The sequence below is a fragment of the Synechococcus sp. Lug-A genome (assembly GCF_024345655.1).
In the GTDB taxonomy this organism is placed as follows: Bacteria; Cyanobacteriota; Cyanobacteriia; order PCC-6307; family Cyanobiaceae; genus MW101C3.
In genome coordinates, this window is sequence record NZ_JAGQBN010000001.1 from 276489 (window position 1) to 298484 (window position 21996).

General features: G+C 69.0%; 24 protein-coding genes and 1 tRNA gene. 14 read left to right on the plus strand and 11 right to left on the minus strand.

All coding sequences use genetic code 11. The annotated features are described in order from the left end of the window. Nucleotides 1-44: 44 nt before the first annotated feature. Complete coding sequence (locus KBY86_RS01310; protein WP_255139868.1) at nt 45-1622, plus strand: iron uptake porin; 1578 nt, start codon at nt 45-47, stop codon at nt 1620-1622. A 50-nt stretch (nt 1623-1672) separates the two neighbouring features. Then, nucleotides 1673-2899: a hypothetical protein gene (locus KBY86_RS01315; RefSeq protein WP_255139869.1), complete on the plus strand. Its 1227-nt coding sequence runs from the start codon at nt 1673-1675 to the stop codon at nt 2897-2899. Nucleotides 2900-3010: 111 nt separating this feature from the next. Here KBY86_RS01315 and KBY86_RS01320 read toward each other — a convergent pair whose 3' ends face one another. Next, nucleotides 3011-3661, minus strand: a complete 651-nt coding sequence (locus tag KBY86_RS01320) for an HAD family phosphatase (protein WP_094512988.1) — start codon at nt 3659-3661, stop codon at nt 3011-3013. A 60-nt stretch (nt 3662-3721) separates the two neighbouring features. After that, nucleotides 3722-3916 (minus strand): hypothetical protein, encoded by a 195-nt coding sequence (locus KBY86_RS01325; protein ID WP_255139871.1) that lies wholly within the window; start codon nt 3914-3916, stop codon nt 3722-3724. 501 nt (nt 3917-4417) lie between these two features. Here KBY86_RS01325 and acs point away from each other — a divergent pair. Then, nucleotides 4418-6382, plus strand: coding sequence for an acetate--CoA ligase (acs, locus tag KBY86_RS01330; protein ID WP_255139896.1), 1965 nt, complete (start codon nt 4418-4420; stop codon nt 6380-6382). Nucleotides 6383-6403: 21 nt separating this feature from the next. Continuing rightward, nucleotides 6404-7366, plus strand: coding sequence for a hypothetical protein (locus KBY86_RS01335; protein WP_255139873.1), 963 nt, complete (start codon nt 6404-6406; stop codon nt 7364-7366). On the opposite strand, the gene KBY86_RS01340 is transcribed toward KBY86_RS01335, so the two are convergent. Continuing rightward, entirely contained in the window at nt 7315-8124 is an 810-nt protein-coding gene (locus KBY86_RS01340; RefSeq protein WP_255139874.1) for a DUF1350 family protein, read from the minus strand. The two genes, KBY86_RS01335 and KBY86_RS01340, sit on opposite strands and share 52 nt — an antisense overlap. A 35-nt stretch (nt 8125-8159) precedes the next feature. Next, nucleotides 8160-8627, minus strand: a complete 468-nt coding sequence (locus KBY86_RS01345) for a peroxiredoxin (RefSeq protein ID WP_255139875.1) — start codon at nt 8625-8627, stop codon at nt 8160-8162. Between the two features lie 180 nt (nt 8628-8807). Between KBY86_RS01345 and KBY86_RS01350 the strand changes: the two genes are divergently transcribed. The 5 genes from KBY86_RS01350 (at nt 8808) to KBY86_RS01370 (ending at nt 13942) form a co-directional block, all read left to right on the plus strand. After that, nucleotides 8808-9836 (plus strand): 3'-5' exonuclease, encoded by a 1029-nt coding sequence (locus tag KBY86_RS01350; RefSeq protein WP_255139897.1) that lies wholly within the window; start codon nt 8808-8810, stop codon nt 9834-9836. 109 nt (nt 9837-9945) lie between these two features. Continuing rightward, nucleotides 9946-10200, plus strand: a complete 255-nt coding sequence (locus tag KBY86_RS01355; RefSeq protein ID WP_094512991.1) for a hypothetical protein — start codon at nt 9946-9948, stop codon at nt 10198-10200. A 218-nt stretch (nt 10201-10418) separates the two neighbouring features. After that, on the plus strand, nt 10419-11450 hold the full coding sequence (locus KBY86_RS01360) for a PstS family phosphate ABC transporter substrate-binding protein (protein WP_255139876.1): 1032 nt from the start codon (nt 10419-10421) through the stop codon (nt 11448-11450). A 271-nt stretch (nt 11451-11721) separates the two neighbouring features. Then, the gene (corA, locus tag KBY86_RS01365) at nt 11722-12825 is read left to right on the plus strand and encodes a magnesium/cobalt transporter CorA (RefSeq protein WP_255139877.1); all 1104 of its coding nucleotides are present in this window, start codon (nt 11722-11724) and stop codon (nt 12823-12825) included. A 31-nt stretch (nt 12826-12856) separates the two neighbouring features. After that, nucleotides 12857-13942 (plus strand): CHAD domain-containing protein, encoded by a 1086-nt coding sequence (locus KBY86_RS01370; RefSeq protein WP_255139878.1) that lies wholly within the window; start codon nt 12857-12859, stop codon nt 13940-13942. A 202-nt stretch (nt 13943-14144) separates the two neighbouring features. Here KBY86_RS01370 and KBY86_RS01375 read toward each other — a convergent pair. From KBY86_RS01375 to KBY86_RS01405, 7 genes are all read right to left on the minus strand, one after another. Beyond that, nucleotides 14145-14218: transfer RNA gene (locus tag KBY86_RS01375), tRNA-Pro, on the minus strand. A gap of 15 nt (nt 14219-14233) precedes the next feature. Then, nucleotides 14234-14599: a hypothetical protein gene (locus KBY86_RS01380; protein WP_255139879.1), complete on the minus strand. Its 366-nt coding sequence runs from the start codon at nt 14597-14599 to the stop codon at nt 14234-14236. Nucleotides 14600-14601: 2 nt separating this feature from the next. Then, on the minus strand, nt 14602-14802 hold the full coding sequence (locus KBY86_RS01385) for a hypothetical protein (protein WP_094512999.1): 201 nt from the start codon (nt 14800-14802) through the stop codon (nt 14602-14604). A 5-nt stretch (nt 14803-14807) separates the two neighbouring features. Beyond that, nucleotides 14808-15164: a hypothetical protein gene (locus KBY86_RS01390; protein WP_255139881.1), complete on the minus strand. Its 357-nt coding sequence runs from the start codon at nt 15162-15164 to the stop codon at nt 14808-14810. Between the two features lie 72 nt (nt 15165-15236). Continuing rightward, the gene (msrA, locus tag KBY86_RS01395; protein WP_094513000.1) at nt 15237-15995 is read right to left on the minus strand and encodes a peptide-methionine (S)-S-oxide reductase MsrA; all 759 of its coding nucleotides are present in this window, start codon (nt 15993-15995) and stop codon (nt 15237-15239) included. A gap of 25 nt (nt 15996-16020) precedes the next feature. Continuing rightward, the gene (locus KBY86_RS01400) at nt 16021-16284 is read right to left on the minus strand and encodes a hypothetical protein (RefSeq protein WP_094513001.1); all 264 of its coding nucleotides are present in this window, start codon (nt 16282-16284) and stop codon (nt 16021-16023) included. A gap of 123 nt (nt 16285-16407) precedes the next feature. Next, nucleotides 16408-18156 carry an ABC transporter ATP-binding protein gene (locus KBY86_RS01405; protein ID WP_094513002.1) on the minus strand — a complete coding sequence of 583 codons (1749 nt, stop codon included), beginning with the start codon at nt 18154-18156 and terminating at the stop codon, nt 16408-16410. A 149-nt stretch (nt 18157-18305) separates the two neighbouring features. Here KBY86_RS01405 and KBY86_RS01410 point away from each other — a divergent pair, with 149 nt between their 5' ends. The 5 genes from KBY86_RS01410 (at nt 18306) to KBY86_RS01430 (ending at nt 21859) form a co-directional block, all read left to right on the plus strand. Then, nucleotides 18306-18629 carry a DUF3288 family protein gene (locus KBY86_RS01410; RefSeq protein WP_094513003.1) on the plus strand — a complete coding sequence of 108 codons (324 nt, stop codon included), beginning with the start codon at nt 18306-18308 and terminating at the stop codon, nt 18627-18629. Nucleotides 18630-18792: 163 nt separating this feature from the next. Further along, a complete protein-coding gene (gene trpD, locus KBY86_RS01415; RefSeq protein WP_255139882.1) occupies nt 18793-19857 on the plus strand; it encodes an anthranilate phosphoribosyltransferase in 1065 nt (354 codons plus the stop codon). Continuing rightward, nucleotides 19854-20990 carry a glutamine-hydrolyzing carbamoyl-phosphate synthase small subunit gene (gene carA, locus KBY86_RS01420; RefSeq protein ID WP_255139883.1) on the plus strand — a complete coding sequence of 379 codons (1137 nt, stop codon included), beginning with the start codon at nt 19854-19856 and terminating at the stop codon, nt 20988-20990. The genes trpD and carA overlap by 4 nt, the downstream gene beginning before the upstream one ends. 115 nt (nt 20991-21105) lie before the next feature. Next, a complete protein-coding gene (locus KBY86_RS01425; RefSeq protein ID WP_094513062.1) occupies nt 21106-21456 on the plus strand; it encodes an STAS domain-containing protein in 351 nt (116 codons plus the stop codon). 22 nt (nt 21457-21478) lie between these two features. After that, complete coding sequence (locus KBY86_RS01430; RefSeq protein ID WP_255100749.1) at nt 21479-21859, plus strand: ribonuclease III domain-containing protein; 381 nt, start codon at nt 21479-21481, stop codon at nt 21857-21859. Nucleotides 21860-21996 lie beyond the last annotated feature (137 nt).

Genomic DNA, 21996 nt, shown 5'->3' on the forward strand with positions numbered 1-21996 from the left:
GACTTGAACAACCGCCGATGATGGGCGTCACAGTGCTGCCTCCGGTGCCGCGCCCCGTCCCGCTTGGCCTGCTGAGCCTCGTTCCGTGGTCGCTTGCTGTGGCTTCGGCAGCAGGGGCGCCGGCGACCGCAGCTCCTGTGGAGGCGGCTCCTGTGGCCGCCCCGTCCGAAACCATCGCCCGGACCGAGGCGGCCCTGACGGACCTGATGGCATCGCAGGGGTGCCGCACCAACAGACTGCCGACAACAGCCGGGGGTCAGCGGGCCCTGAGCCGCTGGAACGCGGCCGCCATGCTGCAGGCCTGCCTTCAGCAACTGGCGCCGGCGACAGGCGACCTGCAGCAACTGCAGCACGAGCTCGCCGCCGAACTGGCCGTGTTACGGGGGCAGCTCGGCAACGAGCAGGCCCGGTTGCGGGCGCTGGAAGCCGCCGCGTTCTCCACCACCACCACCCTCAGCGGCCAGGCCAGCTTCGTGCTGGGCACCAACGCCTTCAGTGGCTCCGCCGCAGGGCTGGTGCAGCAGAACCGGCAGGCCTTCGGTGCCGCCAGCTTCAGCTACGACCTGCAGCTCATCGCCGACACCAGCTTCAACGGCAAGGACCTGCTGCGCACCACGCTGCGGGCGGGCAACCTCGCATCCAGCAGCTTCGGTGGCGCCGGGCCCAGCAACCTCTCCACCCTCGCCGCCGCGTTTCAGGAGAACTGCGGCTTCAACGTAAGCAATTGCGGCAACGCGCTGGCGATCGATCGCGCCTTCTATCAGTTCCCCCTGGGGGCGGGCTTCACCGCCACCATCGGCGGCCGCGTCGAGCAGGACGACATGCTCGCCCTCTGGCCCAGCGTCTACCCGGCTTCAGCCGTGCTCGACCTGTTCACCCTGGCCGGGACTCCAGCCGCCTACAGCGAGAACCTGGGGGCAGGCGTGGGCCTGTGGTGGGCCCGCCGGGGCTTCAGCATCAGCGCCAACTACGTGGCCGCGAGTGGCAATGCCGGCAATGCGGGCCAGGGGGGGTTCGGCACCGCCAACGCCGGCGCCACCGGCACCGTTCAGGTGGGTTACGGGCACAAGGCCTGGGCCGTGGCGGCGGTGTACACCCGCCTGCAGAACACCAACGGCCTGATCGGTGCCGCCAGCCCCTTCACCACCGCCAGCCTCAGCGTCCCGGGCACCACGGAGGCCTTCGGCCTGAGCGGCTACTGGCAGCCGTCACGGGCGGGCTGGTGGCCCTCGATCAGCGCCGGCTGGGGCCTCAACAGCACCACCTATTCCAGCCGCGGCCTCAGCAGTGGGCTGAGCAACAGTGACACTGGGGGCAGCAACGGCCTCGTGGCCACCAGCCAGTCGTGGGCGGTGGGCCTCCAGTGGAGCGACGTGCTGGGCAAGGGAAATGTGCTCGGCATGGCCGTGGGGCAACCGATCGTGGCCACGCGGCTGGTCGGCGGCGGCGACGGCCAGGACAGCAATCTGGTGGCCGAATGGTGGTACAGGCTGCAGGTCAGCGACAGGATTGCCGTGACCCCGGCACTGTTTCTGCTCAGCCGGCCGCTCGGCGCTGACACCCCCGCAGGAGAGCAGTTCCGCCAGTTCGGCGCCCTGATCACCACCAGCTTCCAGTTCTGAACCCGACCGGCCAGACCGCACGCCGGCGAATCCACGCGCGACCCACGGCCATGCCCGCCACGCTCACCTTTCACTTCCGCCCCCGCGGCCCCGCGCGCTTCGCGGTGGGGGGCTTCCTCACCCTCTGGCTGGGCGGCTGGGCGGCCGGGGAAGTGTTCGCGCTGTTCACGCTCAGCCGTCTGCTGCGGGAGTGGACCGGGGCTGGCCCGATGGACATGAGCGTGGGGAAGGCCGCAGCGGTGACCGCCTTCCTGCTGCTGTGGGTGAGCTTCTGGACCCTGGGCGGGGTGATGGCGATACGCGAATGGCTGCGTTGTTTCTGGGCCGATGAGCGGCTGGTTGTCACCGACGATGTGCTGACGCTGCACACGCGGCTGGGCCCGTTCGTGCGCCGGCAGCGCATCGGGGTGGGCCAGATCCGCCGCTGCGCGGTGCGCAGCCGCCACCAGCAGCCCAGTGCGCTGGTGGCAGAACTCGAGAACCGGGTCATCGAACTCACGCGGCTGGGCACCGCTGGCGAACGAGAGCAGGCCGCCGCCGCATTGAACGCAGCCTTCGCTCTCGATCCAGCAGCGCCGGCGGATCCGGTGGCCACTGATTTGCCCCAGCCGCTGACGGCCCAGCTGCCGCGTCAATGGCAGGAGCTGGAGGCCGCGTTCTGCGACGCCCCGTTGCTGGTGCCCACGCTCCGCATCCGGCGGCGTCAGACGGCCGTCACGGCCGTGATCACCTTGCTGCTGCTGGCGCTGCTGGGCCTGCTGGGCCGGTCAGCCCTGGCCGACCCATCCCTGTGGCCAGTGGTGGCCTTCCTGGCCCTGCCGGCACTGGGCTGCGGCTGGGGAACGGTCTGGCTGCTGCTGGGCCGGCGAGAGCTGCGCCTGGAGCGCCACCAGCTGGTGGTGCAGCGCCGCTTCGGCCGCTCCGTGCGTGAGGTGGCCCAGCTGGACGCCCTGGAGTTGGTGGAGAGCACCGACAGCGACGGGGACCGCTGGTACAAGCTGCAGGGGCTGCGCTCCGAGGGCAAACCCCTCACGCTTGAAAGTGCGATCAGGGATCCCGCCGATCCACGCGCCCTTGGCCAGTGGCTGCAGCAGCGCACCCAGATTCCGTACCGCGATGCGATTCCGTCCGAGGGCGAACGGGAGGAGCAGCGGGCGGCCGCCCTGCTGGAGCTCAAGCAGCGACTGGGCGAAACGGGCCGGGCCGGCTCCTGGATGCTCAAGCTGGTGGAGCGGATCGAGACAGACAAGAAAAGGCCACCGGCCCCGCCGGCCTGAGCGTGGAGCCGTCCCGGGGCCGCGCCACGGGCATCACCGACACCACCTGCGCCACCGCTCAACCTTTGCACCACCGCTCAACCGTCCCCGCACCTCCGGGTTTCCACAGGCTCAGAGCCGCAGCTCCGCCAACGACTGCAGACAGATCACCTCGGGCGGGTACTGGGCGCAGACCCCATCGTCGGGCAACAGCACATGCACCTGGCAGCCTGCCGCCTGGGCCGAGCAAGCACCGGCGATCGAATCCTCAAAGGCCCAGCAGTCACTGGGGTCGACACCGAGGCGGCGGGCGGCCAGCAGAAAGACATCGGGGGCCGGCTTGCCAGCCAGGAGCTCCGGGTCATCGCCATGCACCCGCCGCTCGATCAGCTGCAGCCAGGCATGGGGCTGACTCTTGAGGGTCACCGCCTCACGGGAGCTGCTGGTGGCCAGGGCCATGGGTATGCCCAGAGCATGGCAACGCTCCACCAGCGCCTGGGCACCCGGCATGGCTGCGGCCTGCGGCAACAGGGCCTCAGCGATCGGCTGGCGCACCTCCAGCAGCTCAGCGGTACTCAGCGAAGGCCCACCGCTCTGATGGATCCACTGGCGCACCTGATCGGCGCAATCGAGGCGCCGGCGACCACGCAGGGCCAGCACTTCCTCCGGCCGGAGCCTGCGGCCGAAGTGGGCGGCGGCGGCCTGCCAGGCCTGGGCATGCAGCGGTTCGGTGTCCAGCAGGAGACCGTCGAGATCGAACAGGCAGGCCGCGGGACGGGTCATGGCGCCATCTTCCCAGCTACCAAGACCAGTCGCCCAGGCTGGCGGGGCATCAGGGCCTGCTCAGGTGGAAAGCAGCGGCCCGGCGCTGGGGAAGCGCCGCCGCAGAGGAATCACCTGGGTGATGGATATCGAATCCTCCAGAGGCGCTTCCTGGGGTTCAGCAGCAAGGCGAACAGACGATCTGGCCTGACAAAGAATGATCTTTCCTGACAACAGATGATCTTTCCTGAGCATTGCCACCTGGAGCGTGATCATCACGTTCCAGCATTCCAGCTTGCCCTTTCTGCGCTGCGCTGCAACAGCCGGCGCGCATCACTAGCTGCCAATGTGGACGTAGCTGCCAGTTGGACGTAACCGCCAATGTGGACGACCTCACCCAGTAGCAGATCTGCAGCCTGGTGAAGAGGAGGTGGCGTATGCGGACGCTGGCTACCAAGGAAATGAGCAACGAGAAGAGATGGAGGGCAAGGCCAGCAAGTTTTGGCTCACCATGCGCCCCGGCAAGCGCCGGTCCTTACCGGATCCTGCTGGTGACAAGTTGAAGCCAAGATCATTCAACAATCAGCGGACATTGCCCGATTCACGACGTGCCACGCACAAAACCGTTCAATCTGCACACTTCGCCACCGCTCCTTTTTTGCTGTTCGGTGTTGCCCAGAGCTTCCCTACGCGTGTTGCTGAAATCCAGCCCGTGCGACGCCAGAGCGGCAACGCCACCAGCGGCCGCTTGAATGGGGGGCCCTGGTCCCGATGGCGATGAGCGAGGTCACGATCGAATCCGTGCTGCAGGAAGGCCGGGTGTTCGAGCCCCCCGCCGCCCTCGCTGCCAGCGCCCGGGTCGGCAGCCTCGCGGCCTACCGGCAACTGGCAGAGGCAGCGGACACCGACCCGGACGCCTTCTGGGCCGAGCAGGCGCGGGGAGCCCTGCACTGGTTCCAGCCCTTCGAGAGCGTTCTCGACTGGAGCGACCCGCCCTTCGCCCGCTGGTTCGAAGGGGGCACCACGAACGTGGCTTACAACTGCCTCGATCGCCATCTGGATGGCCCCCGCGCCCACAAGACGGCACTGATCTGGGAGGGGGAACCCGGCGATGAGCGCCGCTTCACCTACACCGAACTGCACGCCGAGGTGTGCAAGGCCGCCAATGCCCTGCTGGCCCTCGGCATCGGCAAGGGCGATCTGGTGGCGCTCTACATGCCGATGGTGCCGGAAGCGGCCATCGCCATGCTGGCCTGCGCCCGCATCGGCGCTCCCCATTCGGTGGTGTTCGGCGGCTTCTCGGCCGAAGCGCTGCGTGACCGCCTGATCGATGGCCAGGCCAAGGCGGTGATCACCGCCGATGGCGGCTTCCGCAAGGACAAGCCGGTGGCGCTCAAGCCGGCGGTCGACCAGGCCCTCGCCGAAGGCTGCCCCAGCGTGGAGCACGTGCTGGTGGTGAAGCGCACCGGCACCCCCACCGCCATGACCGAGGGGCGCGACCACTGGTGGCACGACCGTGTGGAGCCGGCCAGCGTCGAGCACATCGCCGAGCCGATGGCCAGCGAAGACCGCCTGTTCGTGCTCTACACCTCAGGCTCCACCGGCAAGCCGAAAGGCATCGTGCACACCACCGCCGGTTACAACCTCTGGGCCCAGATCACTTTCCAGTGGATGTTCGACATCCGCGAGGACGACATCCACTGGTGCACCGCCGACGTGGGCTGGATCACGGGCCACAGCTACATCGTGTACGGGCCGCTCTCGGCCGGTGCCACCACGGTGATGTACGAAGGCGCGCCACGGCCCAGCAAGCCCGGCGCCTTCTGGGAAGTGATCCAGAAGCACCGCGTCACGATCTTCTACACGGCGCCCACTGCGATCCGGGCCTTCATGAAGAACGGCCGTGAGGTGCCCGACCAGTACGACATGAGCTCCCTGCGCATCCTCGGCACCGTGGGCGAACCGATCAACCCGGAAGCCTGGATGTGGTACCGGGAGGTGATCGGTCATGGCCGCTGCCCGGTGGTGGACACCTGGTGGCAGACCGAGACCGGCGGGGTGATGATCAGCCCCCTGCCGGGTGCCACACCCACCAAACCAGGCTCCGCCACCCTGCCCATGCCCGGCATCGTGGCCGATGTGGTGGACATGGACGGCAACAGTGCTGATGTGGATGAGGGGGGCTACCTGGCCGTGCGGCGCCCCTGGCCAGGGATGCTGCGCACCATCCACGGCGATCCAGAACGCTTCCGCAAAACCTATTGGGAAGCGATCCGGCCGGCGGACGGCAGCTGGGTCTACTTCGCCGGGGATGGCGCCCGCCGTGATGCCGATGGTTATTTCTGGGTGATGGGCCGCGTCGATGACGTGATCAACGTGTCTGGGCACCGGCTGGGCACGATGGAGATCGAATCCGCCCTGGTGAGCCATCCGGCCGTGGCCGAAGCCGCCGTGGTGGGCCGGCCCGACGACCTCAAGGGCGAAGGAATCGTGGCCTTCGTGACCCTGGATGCGGGCACCAGCGGCGACGAGGCCCTGATCGCCGCGCTGAAGCGCCACGTGGGCGCCGAGATCGGCCCGATCGCCCGCCCCGACGAGATCCGCTTCACCGATGCCCTGCCCAAGACCCGCAGCGGCAAGATCATGCGCCGCATCCTGCGCGCTCTGGCGGCCGGCGAAGAAGTGAGCGGCGACACCAGCACCCTGGAAGACCGCTCCGTGCTGGATGCGCTGCGGGTCTGAGGACCACACCGGATGCCCGTCATGCGGATCCCCAGCAACCGGGAGGAATCCCTGGCCATCCTCGCCGCCATGGCGGATGTGGGCGGCTGCGGCGGAGAACTGCCGCCGGCCGCGGCGACCGCGGTGGCGGCGGCCGGCCACTGGATCTTCCGGCTCGGGGCTGAAGGACTGCCACGCCCGCTTCCACCCACCAGCCCGGCGCTGCTGGCCGCAGCCCTGCAGCCGGCGGCCCTGCGCGTGGAGGCGATCCGCTTCCTCACGGTGATGGCCTTCCTCGGCGACCGGCTGGATCCGGGGCGCATCGAGCGGGTGCTGGCCTACGCGGCGGCTCTCGGCATCCACACCGCCTCGATGGAGGAGATCGCCGCTGCCGCCCAGGGGCACCTGCAGGAGGCGCTGGCTCTGATGGCCCGCAACAACCTCAGCTCCCTGACCGGCTCCCCCTGGAGCCCGGAAGCCGACATCGCCGCCTGGCTGCAGCCGTACCAGGGGGAAGGGGCGGATCCGGCCCTGGCGGCGCGGTACCGGGCACTGGGCACACTCCCGCACGACCGGCTCGGGCGTGCCTTCCACGACCACTTCCAGCGCAACGGCTACGCCATGCCGGGGGAGCCGGGGGCTCTCAACGAACGGTTCACCACCCCCCACGACACCTGCCACGTGCTCACCGGCTACGACACCACGCCCCACGGCGAAATCCTGGTGTCCACCTTCACCGCCGCGATGCATCCGCGGCATCCGATCTCCGGTCACGTGCTGCCGGCGATCTTCTCCTGGCATCTCGACACCCAGCTCAACGACGTGGCCCGATCGGCGCACGGGGCGCTGGATCCTGAGGCGTTCTGGCACGCCTGGGCGCAGGGGGAAGGCATGCCCCTCGATCTCTTTGCTCCGAGCTGGGACTTCTGGGCCTGGGTGGAGCAGCCTCTCGCTCAGCTGCGGGAGTCCTGGCTGGTCGGGCCCAGCCACCAGTCGGTGAGCTGATCGGCCAGCCGATCGATCTGCCGCTGCCGGGCCGGGTCATCGGCCCAGGCTCCCAGCAGGTTCTGACGCAGGCCGGCACTGGCGGGTGTGAGGTGATCGCCAGGCCGCTCCAGCAGGGTGGAGGCGTCATCAGGCCGCTGCTGCAGCACGCCGATCAACCGCCGGCTCTGGTCGAGTGCATCGGTGCCGAAGCGGATCAGCAGGTTGCGCGGCTGGCGGTAATGCAGGCCCACCAGCCGCAGGGTTTCCTCCGGTGAAGGGCTGAATTCGGTGCGCAGGCCCAGGCGGGGGGCGAGGTCGGCAAGCAGGGGGATGGAGCGATCGGCGGAGAAGTTGTTGAAGCTCATCGCCGCCAGACCACGGCAACCGCGGCCGCCATCGGGCGCCAGCAGGTGCAGCTTGCAGCCCAGGCTGTGGCCGAGCCGCAGCACCGGCAACGGGGCCGTAGCGGAGGGAGCGACACCAGGATTGGGACAAGCAGTGGCCGTGCTGCGGACCGCCCGGAAGCAGCGCCAGGCCTCGGTGGCCTGCGCCTGGTGATCGAAGCCGGGCACGTAGCTCCAGGCGCGCACCAGCAGCCCCCGCAGCGCCAGCGCCTCCAGCAGGCGGCGGTAGCTGAGCTGGGGGCTGGCCGCCAGCACCGTGCCGCCGATGAACTCCACCACGCCGATGGGCGGAACCTGCGCGCCACCGGGAAAGGCTTCAGCGGTGGGCGGGGCGAGGCTCCAGAGCGGGCCCTGCTGCTGCCAGCGGCTCATGGGTCGGCCCGGTGAGGCTGCACGGGCGCGTCCACTCAGGCCACCGTCAGCCGCCGCAGCGCCGTGAGGGCCTCACGGGCATGGGCGGCCCCATCGAGCAGGTTGTTGAACATGTGTCGCACCACGCCATCGCCATCGATCACGTAGGTGACACGGCCCGGCAGCAGGTTGAGCAAAGCGCCGGGCACACCGAAGGCCTGGCGCAGGGCATTGCCCTGATCCACCAGCAGGGGATAGGTGAGCCGGTGGCGGGCGGCAAAGCGGCTATGGCTGCCGGCGTCATCACCGCTGACGCCCCAGACCACGGCGCCGAAGGCGGCCAGTTCGGCCTCGCTGTCGCGGAAGGCGCAGGCTTCGGCGGTGCAACCCGGGGTGTCGTCCTTGGGATAGAAGAACAGCACCAGCGGCCGGCCGCCGAGCTGGTCGCTGCGGCGCTCCACCCCGTCCTGGTCGGTCAGGGCGATCAAAGGGATCGGATCACCCACCTGAAGGGCACGGGCCACGCACGCCATTGCAACTGGCCCGACCCTAGGAACGCGGCCCACTGGCGCGGGACGGCTGCGGGCTGGGAACATGGCAGCAACCTGGGCATGACCAGGGTCATCCGCCGCAGGCCATCGATCGATGGCACCCGCCCCGCAGCGTCCCTCCCGATGGCAGAACCGCCGATGGAATCAGCGCCGATGGGGTCGAGTCACGACCCGGCCGCTGGCCCGCAGGCCCCCGGCTGCTGGGAACAGGTGAGCCTGCTGGATCTCGTTGCAGCCGCCCCGGCAGCAGGGGCCGCACCCAGGGCTCCCGCCAGGCCGGCGCCGGTGGCTGCACCCGCTTCCGCCTCCAGGCCTGCAGCTGCAGAACCGCCTGCAGCGGAGCCCACGAGCACGGCCAAGCCACGCCTCAGCCTGCCGCCCCTGGCCGCCACCACGGATCCCCTGGCGGCAGCGGAGCGGCCGGCCGGTGCTGCGGCAGGCTGCCCCACCCAGCTGCTGATCCTCGACACCGAAACCACCGGGCTGGACCCGCAGCAGGACCACTGCATCGAGGTCGGGGCCATCCTTTTCCACGTCCCCACCCGCGCCGTTCTCAGCCAGCTCTCCTTCCTGCTTCCCTGCGAAAGCAATCCGGCTGCGCCGATCAACGGGATCCCCGCTGCCGTCACCCGGCTGAGCCAACCGTGGGACAACGCGCTCGCGTACTTCCGCGCGTTGGTGGAGGCCGCCGATGTGATCGTGGCCCACAACGCCAGCTTCGACCGCCAGTGGTTCGGGCGGGGCGTGTTGCCCGCACTGGCGAAACCCTGGCTGTGCAGCATGGAGGATCTGCGCTGGCCGTCGGAGCGGCAGCTGCGGGCGACGCCGTCGGTGCGGGATCTGGCGCTGGCCTACGGGGTGCCGGTGTGGGCCGCGCACCGGGCCCTCACCGACTGCATCTACCTGGCCCAGGTGTTTTCCCGCTGCGACGACCTGGAGGAGCTGCTGCTGGCAGGCCTGGAGCCACGGCGTCTGTACCGGGCCCAGCTGCCCTATGAGCAGCGCCACCGCGCCCGGCAGGCCGGCTTCCGCTGGAACGACCCCATCCCCAAAGCCTGGACCCGGCGCCTGAGCGAGCGGGAAGCAGCGGGCCTGGGCTTTCCCGTAGCACCCGTGGAACCCCTCGCTGGCAGCAGCAGCGGCAGCCCGATCGCCCACCCGATCAACAGCACCGCCGCCTGAGCGGCCAGTCAATCGGCGAGCAGTGTGCGTGGCAAAGCGGAAGTCTCCTGTTGTGTTCGCCCAATCAGGCCAACGCCCACACAAGCTGGTGAAAGAGCACTGTGATCGGATGTCCATTCCCCGGTTGCTTGAGGGCGCCGGCCCGCCGGTGCCGAAACGGTGGCAACTGCGCCGCTGGCAACGGGCCCGCACCTGGGCCCGGCTGGTGCGCGAGGCCGAAGCGCTCTGGCATGTGGATGTGCGCGACCTGCGGCGCCTCGGCGCCCTGGAGCTCGACCAGCTGCTGCATGAAGTTCCTCCTTCGCTGCGCCCGCGTGTGAACCGCTGGCTGGGGGGCTACCGGGCCCGCACCCGCCTGAACTGAGCGGGGCCAGGAGCAGGGTGTCAGCACAGGATCGGCAGGGGCCTGGCAGAACTGCGGCGGATGATGACCAAGCCCTAACCGTCGCTTAATCCTCCCCCCATGCCGCTCTGCGCAGAGTGAGGCGCTCGGTTCCCTTCTCCATGCCCTGGCGATCCACCCTCCCTTGCCGCCCCGCGCAGCACTCCGGGACCAGCGGCAGGAGAGGCGCACGCAGCGGCATGGCGCTCTGCCTGCTTGCCGCCCTGGTGGGAGGCTCCGTGACCCTCCCTTCCGCTGAAGCCTCCGCTCCCTCACCCCCCAAGGGCGGAACGATCCGGATCAGCGGCTCCAGCACGGTCTTCCCGATCACCGGCGGCGTGATCCGCGCCTTCCGTGGCACGAGCGCCGGCGCCAGTGTGCGCTTTGAGCTGCTGGAAACGGGCACCAGTGCAGGCTTCCGCGATTTCTGCTCCGGCAAGGTGCAGATCAGCAACGCGTCCCGGCCGATCAACAGCGAAGAGCTGAAGACGTGCACCGCCCGGGGGGTCAACTTCATCGAACTGCCGATCGCCTTCGACGCGCTCACCGTGGCGGTGAACCCGCGCAACACCTGGGCGAAGGCCATCAGCACCACGGAGTTGTCGCGGTTGTGGCGCCGCAGCGCCGAGGGCAAAATCATGCGCTGGAACCAGGTGAATGCCGCCTGGCCAGCCACACCGATCCGCCTCTGTGGACCCGGCAAGGATTCGGGCACCTTCGACTACTTCAACAAGGCGATCAACGGCAACGCCAGCGATTCTCGCCGTGATTACACAAGCAGCGAAGATGATGCCGTGGTGGTGAACTGCATCGCCAAGGATCCGCAAGCCCTCGGCTACCTCGGCTTCGGCTGGTATGCCTCCAACACCACCAAGCTCCGGGCCCTGGCCGTGAATGGCCGCAAGGGACTGGTGAGTCCTTCGGTGGTGAACGTACAGAACGAGCGCTACAGCCCGCTGTCACGGCCGTTGTTCATTTACATCAACGACAGCATGTTGCGCGGGCAGGATGATGTGCGGCGCTTCGTGAAGTTCTACCTGCAGAAAGGCCCGCAATACGTCAAGCAGGCCCGCTTCGTGCCATTGCCGGATGCCACCTACCGGCTGGTGGAAACCAAGCTCTACCGCAATGTGCTCGGCACCTCCTTCGGTGGAGACCTGCCGGTGGGGCTCACGATCGGCCAGGCCCTGGCGCGCAGCTTCAGCCAGCTGCGCCAACCGGTGGCCCGCTGAGGTCGGGGGCGCTGGCGCCGGAACGCCGGCGGCCAGCGTGCTGCCCCAGGCCCCGGGGCATGGCCCAGAAGGCAGCTGCCAGCCGCCATCACCGCTGAAATGCCAACCCTTGCGCTGCTCCGATGATCGGTTTGCTCTGGGAACGCCGCGCACAGGTCGGCTGGTGTCTGCTGATTCAGGCCACCGTGCTCGCCACGGGGGTGGGGCTGGAGCAATGGCTGCAACCACCGGCCCCTTTCCCTGGCGGCACCACGACCGCTAGAACGCAGGGATGACCCGACTCGATCCAGGCCGGTTGCGTTCCAGACGCCTGGGCGAACGGCCGGGTCAGCTTCCCAGCCAGTTATTCATCCATGGCGGCAGGGCGCCGACGCGCCTGTCGGTGCTGTGTTTCCACCCCTCGGGCCTGGAAGAACGGGACGGGCTGCAGCTCGACGAGCTGCACGTGCTGCTGGAGCGCGGCCTGCCCCTGTGGGTGCGGGTGCAGGGCATGGGCAACCAGGCCCTGATCCGCTCGGTGCTCGACCGTCTCGGCGTGCCGGAGCACTTTCAAACGCCATTGCTGGATCTGCCCCAACGACCACGGGTCGACTCCTCCGGCGACATGGTGCTGGCCGTGCTGCACCGCCTCAGCTTCGCCGACACGCCCGACCGCCTGATCGGCGAGCAGATCGGGCTGCTGTTGCTGCCCACACTGCTGATCAGCATCGAGGAGGTGCCCAAGCCCAGCTCCTTTCCAGAACTCACGCACTGGCTGTCGTGCCTGGATCCCGCTCCAGCCAAGGAAGATCTCGACGACATCCTCCACTTCCTGATCGACGAGTTACTGGATTCCTTGTTTCCGCTGTTGGAGCAACTCTCGGAGTTGCTGGAGCAATTGGAGGAAGCGGCATTGATGCGGCCCAAACCCACACTGCTCAACCGTGCTTACACGGCCCGGAACACCCTGCGTGACATCCGGGGTCAGGTGTGGCCCCTGCGGCACCAGATCATGGTGCTGCTGCGTCAGAACCAGCGCCTGCTCGGACCTGATGCCCTGCATGGCTTCCAGGACATGGAACAACGGGTGGGGCTGATCTTTGAAGCGTGTGAATTAGTGCGGCGCCAATGCGACTCCGTGACGGAGGCCTACATGGCCAGCATCAGCAACCGCATGAACCAGGTGATGAAAACTCTCACCATCGTTTCCACCATCTTTGCTCCGCTCACCTTCATCGCTGGGATCTACGGCATGAACTTTGTCAACATGCCGGAACTCCAGTGGCGCTTTGGCTACGCTGCAGTTGTGATGTTCATGCTGCTGGTGGCTGCCTTGCAGAGCTACTGGCTGTGGCGCCGCGGCTGGTTCCAGGACTGGACAACCGGCCGGCGTTGATCGGTGTTGACAAGCAAGCTCCCGCCCCGTGATGAACAGCGCGAGGACCACCGTGATGAAGAGCGTGATGGGTGACGTGATGGGTGACGTGATGGATGCCGAGATCAACACCATGAAGACCAACAGGACGGACAGACCCACGACCGACGACGAGTGCGGCAGCTCGCCGGATGAACGTGACAACACCGCCGACGCAGACGGTGCTGCTGTCGAGGTGCAGCCGCTAAGCAGCAGTGGCGCCCATGCCGCCCTGCTGATCCAGCGCCAGACCCGCCGGCTGGGCAAGCTGCAACCGGACGTGCTCGCCGACCACGATCCCGAACCCCTTCATCAACTCCGGGTGAGCCTGAGGCGCCTGCGCACGGTGCTGCAGCAGTTCGCCCCGGCCTTGGTGCTGCCCGACACGATCAGCGATCGGCGCATGGCCAAGGTGGCGCGCCACACCGGCCTCACCCGCGACCTGGACGTGCTGCAGCAGCGCCTGCACGGCAGCTTGATCCCCCTGCTGCCGGCAGAGGAGCAGAAAGCGCTGCGGCCGGTGCTGAAACGGCTGAAGCGGGAACGGCGGCAGGCCTTCGAGGGGCTGGAGGAGGCGCTGCGCAGTGGCCCGTACCTGAAGCTGCTGGCACGTCTGCACCACTGGCAGGCCCAGCCGCGCTTCACCCCACTGGGGAAGCAGCCGCTGCGCAGCTGGCTGCTCGAATGGCAGGCAACGGCCTCCGCCAGCTTGTTCCTGCATGACGGCTGGTTCGCCACCGATCCCCACGATCCGGCCCTGCACGAACTGCGCAAGCGTCTCAAGGCCCTGCGCTACACCCTCGAGCCTCTCGAAGAGCTGGTGGGGCCGTCTCTGAGCCGCTGGATCGCCCTGCTGCGCCAGGCCCAGGATCACCTGGGTGAACTGCACGACCTGCAGGTGCTCAGTGAAGGCCTGTTCGATCCGCAGCGTCCCGGCCAGCCGGAGATCAGCCTGCCCGCGCTTCAGGCGGAGATCTCGCGGGCACAGGCGCAACAGTGGCGCGGTTGGCGGGAGCTGGCCGGCACGCTGCACGGCGCCGCCGCCCGCCAGGAGCTCCAGGCCATCCTGCTCGATGCCAGTCGCCTGCCTGCGACCTGAGGAGAGAGATGGATGTTCGCTTAGCAAGCAAACCGGCGGCTGCGCCTGAAGCCGGTGGCAGCGGCCGCAGCTGGCGGTCGTGAGAGAGAAGCTGGCCGAATGGCCAAAAAAAAGCCGGCCTGATGGCCGGCGGTAGAAGAACGTTCGTGTCGCTGTTGGTGGGCCCTGAGGCTGGTTCAACGACGGAACGGAGGTGGACCGATCGGAGCGGCGGGATTTGAACCCACGACCCCCACTACCCCAAAGTGGTGCGCTACCAAGCTGCGCTACGCCCCGGCGAGATGGAAACTATCACAGCTCCGGTGGCAGCCAGCGCTCCCAGTGCTTGGTGCGTTTGAGCCGCCGCAGCACCCGGGCGTTGAGCTGTTCACGGCGGGCACCGGCATAGCCCCACAGCCGCAGCCGGCGCGCCGTTTGGCGCAGTTCCGCCAGGGAGAGGGAGGCAAGCCGCAGCTCCGGCACCCGCCGCCAGGCGCTGGCCCGCACGGGCATCGGGTCGCCAGCCGAGGCCCCAGGCAGGCCCAGCAGCGCTCCGCCGGCCATCCACTCCGGCACCAGAACGAAAAGCACGGCCAGCAGTCCGTAGAGCTCCACGAGACCGCGGGGGAGGGGGTGAAGCTTGCGCTTGCCCTGGGGCTCACCTGGGGGATCGACCACGCTCAGATCACGCTGCCGTTGGCCCGGGGCACGCGCGGCTCCAGCCCGGGGGCGGGGGTGCTTCGCGATGGCGGCGCCTCCTTCCACAGCAGCGGCGCCTCCGGCGCCGGGTTGAGCTTGCCGTACCAGAACACCAGGGCAAACACCAGGCCCAGGGTGCAGAGCAGTGACACGATCACTGTGCGGTCGGAGAGGGAACCCATCGGTGTCAGGCCTGATCGGTGCGGAAGCAGGAGAAGCGCTGCGGCAGCCGCTCCACGGTGAGCTCATCGCCTCTGAGGATCAACCGCAGGTTGTCGTCGCCGTAGCGCACCCCCGGCAGCGGCGAGGTTTCCCGGAACAAGGTGGCGCGGGAACCGCCGCTGATCAGCGAGGCCTGAGCTTCATTGCGCTCCACCACGAGGCGTCCCTGGTCGCGGCAGAGAAAACTCTCGCGGATCTCGTAGTGCTCCCACCAAGGGGAGCTCATCGCCAGAACCGGCGGCATCAACGGAACCACAACGGTGGCGCTGAGGCCGGCGGCCAGGAGGCTGGCAGCGGATCTGGCAGCGGGTCCGGTCGTCATCGGGAAGAACCAGTGTGGAAGCGAAGGGTCGAGGAGGGCCGCCGAACCGCTCGGGCCAGCCCAGAGGCTGGGTCAGAGGCGGATCGGCTCGTTGGAGCTGCGCAGCACGCAGTGCTGCACCGACCAGTCGTACTGCGCCCAGACCTCGGGCGCCAGCAGGAAGTTGCCGCCGGCAAAGGCGGTGAGCCGCACACCGCTGGGGCGGGCGGAGCAGTAAGGGCGGCTGCCGGGGCGGGCCAGGTACTGCTGGTGGTGGGTTTCGGCGAAATAGAAGGGCTTGTGGATCAGGATCTCGGTGGTGATCGCCGGAAAGCCGGCGGCGCTGAGTTGCTCCTGGTAGTGGCGGCGGCTGGCCTCGGCCAGCGTCAGCTGCTCGGGCGTGGTGCAGAGAATCGCCGAGCGGTACTGGCTGCCGGTGTCATTGCCCTGGGCCAGGCCCTGGGTGGGGTCGTGGCATTCCCAGAAGAGCTTGAGCAGATCGGCGAAATCGACCCGCCGGGTGTCCCACACCACCCGCACCACCTCGGTGTGGGCGGTGCGGCCGGAGCACACCTCCTCGTAGGTGGGGTTGGGGGTGTGGCCGGCGGCGTAACCCACGGCCGTGGTGACCACGCCGGGCAGGCGCCAGAAGCCCTTTTCCGCGCCCCAGAAACAGCCGCAGCCGAAGCTGGCTTCCTGTTCATGGGCCTGGAGCGGTGCCTGCAGCGGTGTGCCCAGCACCACGTGGCGTTCAGCGGTGGGGATCGGCGTGGCCCGACCGGGTAGGGCCTCCGTGGCGGAAACGATCCGCTGCTTTGGGCTGCTGGTGCCGGTCGTGAAGAGTCCGAACAACGGGTCGTTGGAAGCTGAACGGAGCCTAGGCAGGGGTTTCCGTGTCCGCCGCCGGCAGCAGAGCGATGTGGTTCAGCAGCGTGGTGGTGAACGCAAACAGCAGGAAGGGCAGCGACAGCACCAGGATCACGCCCACACCCACCAGGGCGAAGATCGGCTTGCTGGAGCCCATCAAGGCGAGGCCTGCCGCCAGGCTCACGAAAATCACCAGCATCCACACCAGCACCTGCCCGTAGATGTCGCCAAAGGTGAGGGTGCAGCGCAGGTTGTAGCCCTTGAGGGGATCCATGACGACGAGGGAACGGTTGGCGGCCGGGAGATCCCGGCCCCCAGCTAAGCCGCCCCGGGGCAGGTTGTCTGCTCCGTTCAACAACTCGTTTTGGTTCAGCCAGCGGCAGCTGAGCGTCTCGGTTCAGGCCAACTGGAGCTGAACCTCCGCCTGCTGCCGCTCCCAGAGGCGGCGGTAGGTGCCGGGCAGGGCCAGCAGATCCTCGTGGTGGCCCTGCTGCACCAGCCGCCCGTCCTCCAGCACCAGCACGCGGTCGCAGGCGGCGGCGGCCGAGAGCTGGTGACTGATCATCACGATCGTGCGGCCGTGCTGGGCGCGGATCGACTGCAGGATCGCCGCCGCCGTGTTGTTGTCCACGCTGGCGAGGGCGTCATCAAGCACGAGCAGGGGGCAATCCACCAGCAGCGCCCGGCCCAGCGCCGCGCGTTGGCGCTGGCCACCGCTCAAGGTGATGCCACGCTCCCCCACCAGCGTGCCGTAGCCATCGGGGAAGCCACGGATGTCGCCTTCCAGCCGCGCCTCGCGGGCCGCTTCCTCCACCTGCTCGAAGCTGGCGTCGGGGTCGCCGTAGCGGAGGTTGTCGGCCAGGGTGGCGGTGAACAGATAGCCCTCCTGGGGCACCAGGGCCACCTGGGCGCGCAGGTCGGCCAGCGACAGAGCCGTGACATCGACGCCATCGATGAACAGCTGCCCGGACGGCACCTCCGCCATGCGGCCTAAGGCCCGGGCCAGGGTGGTTTTGCCGCAGCCCACCGGGCCCACCACCGCCACCAGTTCGCCGGGGGCGATGCGGAAGCTCACGTCGCTCAAGGCCTCGCGGTGGGCGTCGTCGTAGCGGACCGTGAGACCACGCGCCTCGACAGCCCCATGGCGCTCACGGGCGGGAGGCACCGGATCGGCCGGGGATTCCACCCGTGGCCGGCGGCCGAGCAGTTCCTCCACCCGCTCCAGGCTCACCTGGCCGGTCTGGAAGGTGTTGAGGGTGAAGCCGAGCAGGGCGGTGGGGAACACCAGCCGCTCCACGAACAGGATCAGGGCCACCAGATTGCCGATGCTGAGGCGGCCGCTTTCCAGCTGGCCGCTGCCGATCGCCAGCAGCAGCAGCAGGCTGATCGAGGAGATGCCTTCCAGCAGCGGGAACAGGGTGCTGCGGGTGCGGGAGAGGGCCAGGGCCGAGTCGCGGTAGCGGCCGTTGCGTTCGCCGAAGGCCGTCTGCTCGTGCACCTCCTGGCCGTAGATCTTGATGGCGCTGATGCCGGAGAGGTCTTCCTGGATCAGGTCGCTGAGGCTGGCCAGGCACTCCTGCTGGCGCCGCTGCTGCCGCATCATGCGGCCGCCGAACAGACGCACCACCATCAGCATCAAGGGGTACAGACCCACCGCCGCCAGCGTGAGCAGCGGGTCGATCATCAGCATCGCCGGCAGGGTGAGCGCGTAGGCGAGGGCCGTGTTGGTGAGGCTCAGCACGGCAAAACCGAGCAGGCGTCGCACGTTCTCCACGTCGCTGGTGGAGCGGCTGATCACCTCGCCGCTGCCGGTGGTCTGCACCCAGCCGGGCTCCTGGCGCAGCATGTGGTCGAACACCCGCTGGCGCAGGCTGGCCTCCACCTGGCGCCCCACGCCGAACACGAGCAGGCGTGAAACCAGCCGCGCCACCCCCATCAGCGAGGCCAGCAGCACGATCCAGCCGGCCTGCCTCAGCACGTAGGACACGGCGAAACCGTCCTGCAGGTCGTCGATGATCCCGCGCACCATCAGCGGGATGGCGACGCTCAGCAGGTTCACCACCACCAGGGCCAGCACACCGCCGAGCAGCACCCGCCGGTGGGGGCGCAGGTAGCGCCAGATCAGACCCAGGCGGATGGCGGCCATGGCGGGGGGTGGAATGGCTCCAACCTACGGATCGCGCCGGCCGGGCGAGAGTGGCAGGCCTTCGAGCCGGGCCGCGCGGAGATCAGCACCCCGCCCCGCCCGAACCGCCGCACACAGCGCCTCATCCTGCCCCGAACACACCCCTACCCATGCCGTCACCCGAGAGCCAGTCGCATCCTTTGTATGGCACCGATCGCCAGGTGGTGGACGGCCTGCTGGCCAGCGACCAACCCGGCGACGGCCAGTTGGTGGATCTGGCCCGCCTGCTGAACCGCTACGACGGCTTTCCCGGCGCCGAGGATCTGCGCGCCGATCTCACCAAGACCTTGGCCCACTGGGGCCTTAACCGCGAGGAGCTCCACCGCCGCACGCGTGCGTTGTGGGAAGGCGGCTACCGGCCCGGCCCGGTTGCGGCCGCCGAGGGCCAGGCGGTGGGCAGCGGCTTCGACACCGCCGCGCAGGACACGCCCTGAACGACGGGAATCGGTCTCAGTGTGCTCCGATGATCAGCGGATTCGCGTTTCTCAGGTGATAGTGGGAGCGTCCCCATCACCTGGCCCGGCGTGTCCTGCACCCGGGCTTTTTTTCTGGCCGGGCGCCCTTTCCCCGCAACCAGGCCACCACGTCTCAGGCTCGATGCGTTCCACCCTTTCCTGGCCCCAGCTGCTCGAAACCCTGCTGCAGGGCCAGCCGCTGGCCGATGCCGATGCCACCGCCCTGATGGAGGGCTGGATCGCCGCGGCGATCGAACCGGAACTCACCGGTGCGCTGCTGGCTGCCCTGCGCAGCAAGGGGGTCAGCGGCGGGGAACTGGCGGCCATGGCCGCGGTGCTGCGCGAGGCGGCACCCCTGCCCTGCCCCCGCCCCGATCTTCCCCTGGTGGATACCTGCGGCACCGGCGGGGACGGGGCCGACAGCTTCAACATCTCCACGGCGGTGGCCTTCGTGGCGGCGGCCTGCGGTGCCACCGTGGCCAAGCACGGCAACCGCAGCGCCAGCGGCAAGGTGGGCTCCGCCGATGTGCTGGAGGCGCTGGGGCTCAACCTCAAGGCGCCGGCCGCCACCGTGGTGGGGGCACTGCCGCAGAGCGGTGTCACCTTTCTGTTCGCGCCCGGCTGGCATCCGGCCCTGGTGGGGCTGGCACCGATCCGCCGCCGTCTGGGCGTGCGCACGGTGTTCAACCTGCTCGGCCCGCTGGTGAATCCGCTGCGGCCGGAAGCCCAGGTGCTGGGCGTGGCCCGCGCCGACCTGCTCGATCCGATGGCCGATGCCCTCTGCCGCCTCGGCCTGGAGCGGGCGGTGGTGGTGCACGGCCATGGCGGTCTCGATGAGGCCTCGCTGTCCGGTCCGAGCGAGCTGCGCCTGGTGGAGCAGGGGCAGATCCGGTCGCTCCGCCTCGATCCCACCGCCCTGGGGCTGGCCGAGGCGCCGATCGAGGCGCTGGCCGGCGGCGATGTGGCGACCAACCAGCGCATCCTGGCGGGGGTGTTGCAGGGGGAGGGCAGCAGCGCCCAGCGTGACGTGGTGGCGCTGAACACGGCGCTGGTGCTCTGGGCCGCTGCCAGGGCCGAGAGCGTGGAGGACGGCCTGGCGCAGGCGCTGGCGGCGCTGGCCGGCCCGGCCCCGTGGCAGCGGCTCGAGAACCTGCGTGCAGTCCTGGCGCAGGAGGATGATCAGACCAGCGCTACCCCTGCCCCTTGACCGCCCCCTCCGCCGCCCTGCTCGTGCTCGCCGATGGCACCGTGCTGCGGGGCACGGCCTTCGGTGCGGTGGGCACCACCATCGGTGAGGTGGTGTTCAACACCGGCATGACCGGCTATCAGGAGGTGATCACCGACCCCAGCTACGCGGGCCAGCTGGTCACCTTCACCTACCCGGAGCTCGGCAACACCGGCGTGAACGCCGACGACCGCGAGGCCGATACCCCGCAGGTGCGCGGCGTGATCGCCCGCCAGCTGGCGCCGGTGGCCAGCAGCTGGCGCTCTGAAGGCCTGCTGGCCGACTGGCTGGCGGAACACGGTGTGGTGGGCATCGCCGGCGTGGACACCCGCGCGCTGGTGCGCCACCTACGGGAGCGGGGTGCCATGAACGGCGCGATCAGCAGCGATGGCACCGCCGCCGCCGCCCTGCTGGAGCAGGTGCGCCGGAGCCCCTCGATGGAAGGCCTGAACCTGGCGGAAACCGTCAGCACCCCCACCAGCTACGTGTGGCAGCAGCTCTGCGGCGCCGGCTTCGATCAGCGCCAGCAGGTGGCGCCGGCTGAGCCCTACCGGGTGGTAGCGATCGACTTCGGCATCAAGCGGGCGATCCTGGAGCGGCTCAGCGCCCACGGCTGCACGGTCACGGTGCTTCCGGCGGGCGCCAACCTCGACGAGGTGCTGGCCCAGGAGCCGGAGGGGGTGTTCCTCTCCAACGGGCCCGGAGATCCGGCCGCCGTGCAGAGCGGCATCCGGCTGGCGGCGGGGCTGATCGAACAACCCAGCCTGCCGGTGTTCGGCATCTGTCTGGGCCACCAGATCCTCGGCCTGGCCCTCGGGGGCAGCACCTACAAGCTCGGCTACGGCCACCGCGGCCTCAACCATCCCTGCGGCGGCCATGGGGTGGTGGAAATCACCAGCCAGAACCACGGCTTCGCCCTGGCGGCCGCCTCGCTGGATGCGGCACAGGTGGAGATCACCCACACCAACCTCAACGACAACACGGTGGCGGCCCTGCGCCATCGCCACCGGCCCGTGTTCGGCGTGCAGTACCACCCGGAAGCCAGTCCTGGCCCCCACGACGCCGACCACCACTTCGGCCGCTTCGTGGCCCTGATGGCTGAACGCCGCACCTGATCGACCGGCGGGTGTTCCGGTTTTGTGTGCGAGCGGTCTGGGCCTTGCCATCGCTCATTACACTTCGGTCGCTCGTTTCGCATCGAGGGCTGGGGCGATTCCAGAACTGCATCGACTGACCGTTTCCTTACGGGGCGGCTGTGAGCGTCGCGAAAACTGCCTGCTGTGCAGTTTCACTGGCCAGCTCGACGCCTATTCCGACAAGCAGTTCAAGGAGTTCATCACCGAACAGATGGGCAGCAACAAGCTGCCGCTGCTGCTGGATCTCACCCACATCGATTTCATCGATTCCTCCGGCCTCGGCGTGCTGGTGCAGCTGGCGAAGCAGTGCACCGAAGCCAACATCCAGTTCGTGGTGGTGGGCAACGCCCGCGTCATCCAGACCGTGAAACTGGTGCGCCTGGAAAGCTTCCTGCACCTGCAGCCCGATCTGGAAACGGCACTGGGTGCCCTTGCCACCGCCTGATTCCGAGGCCGTCCGCTGGCTGATGCGCCTGCAACCGGCGGAAGCCGAGGCGCTGGGGCCGCTCCAGCTCGCCTGGCTGGGCGATGCGGTGTGGGAACTGCATCAACGTCTGCGCCACTGCCGCAGCCCCGGCCGCAGCGATGTGCTGCACCGGGCCGTGGTGGAGGAAGTGCGGGCCGATGCCCAGGCGCGGGCGCTGGAGCGGCTCGAGCCGCTGCTGGAGCCGGAAGAGCGGGAATGGGTGCGGCGTGGCCGCAACAAAGCCGGCCGTGGTCCTCGCCGGGGAGATCCGGGACGCTACGGACAGGCCACAGGGTTTGAGACAATGGTGGGCTGGCTCTTTTTACGGAATCCCGGACGGCTCGCCCAGCTGCTGGATCATCTGGAACAGACCGACCCCTGACCCCTTGCCTCCGTACCCATGAACCAACGTTTCGAGCGCCGCCGGCCCAATGGCGCAGGCGGGGGCAGCGATCGGCCCGGCGCCGGGCCGCGCGGCGCACGGCCGTCCCGTCCGGGCGAAGGGCGGCCTGAGCGCGG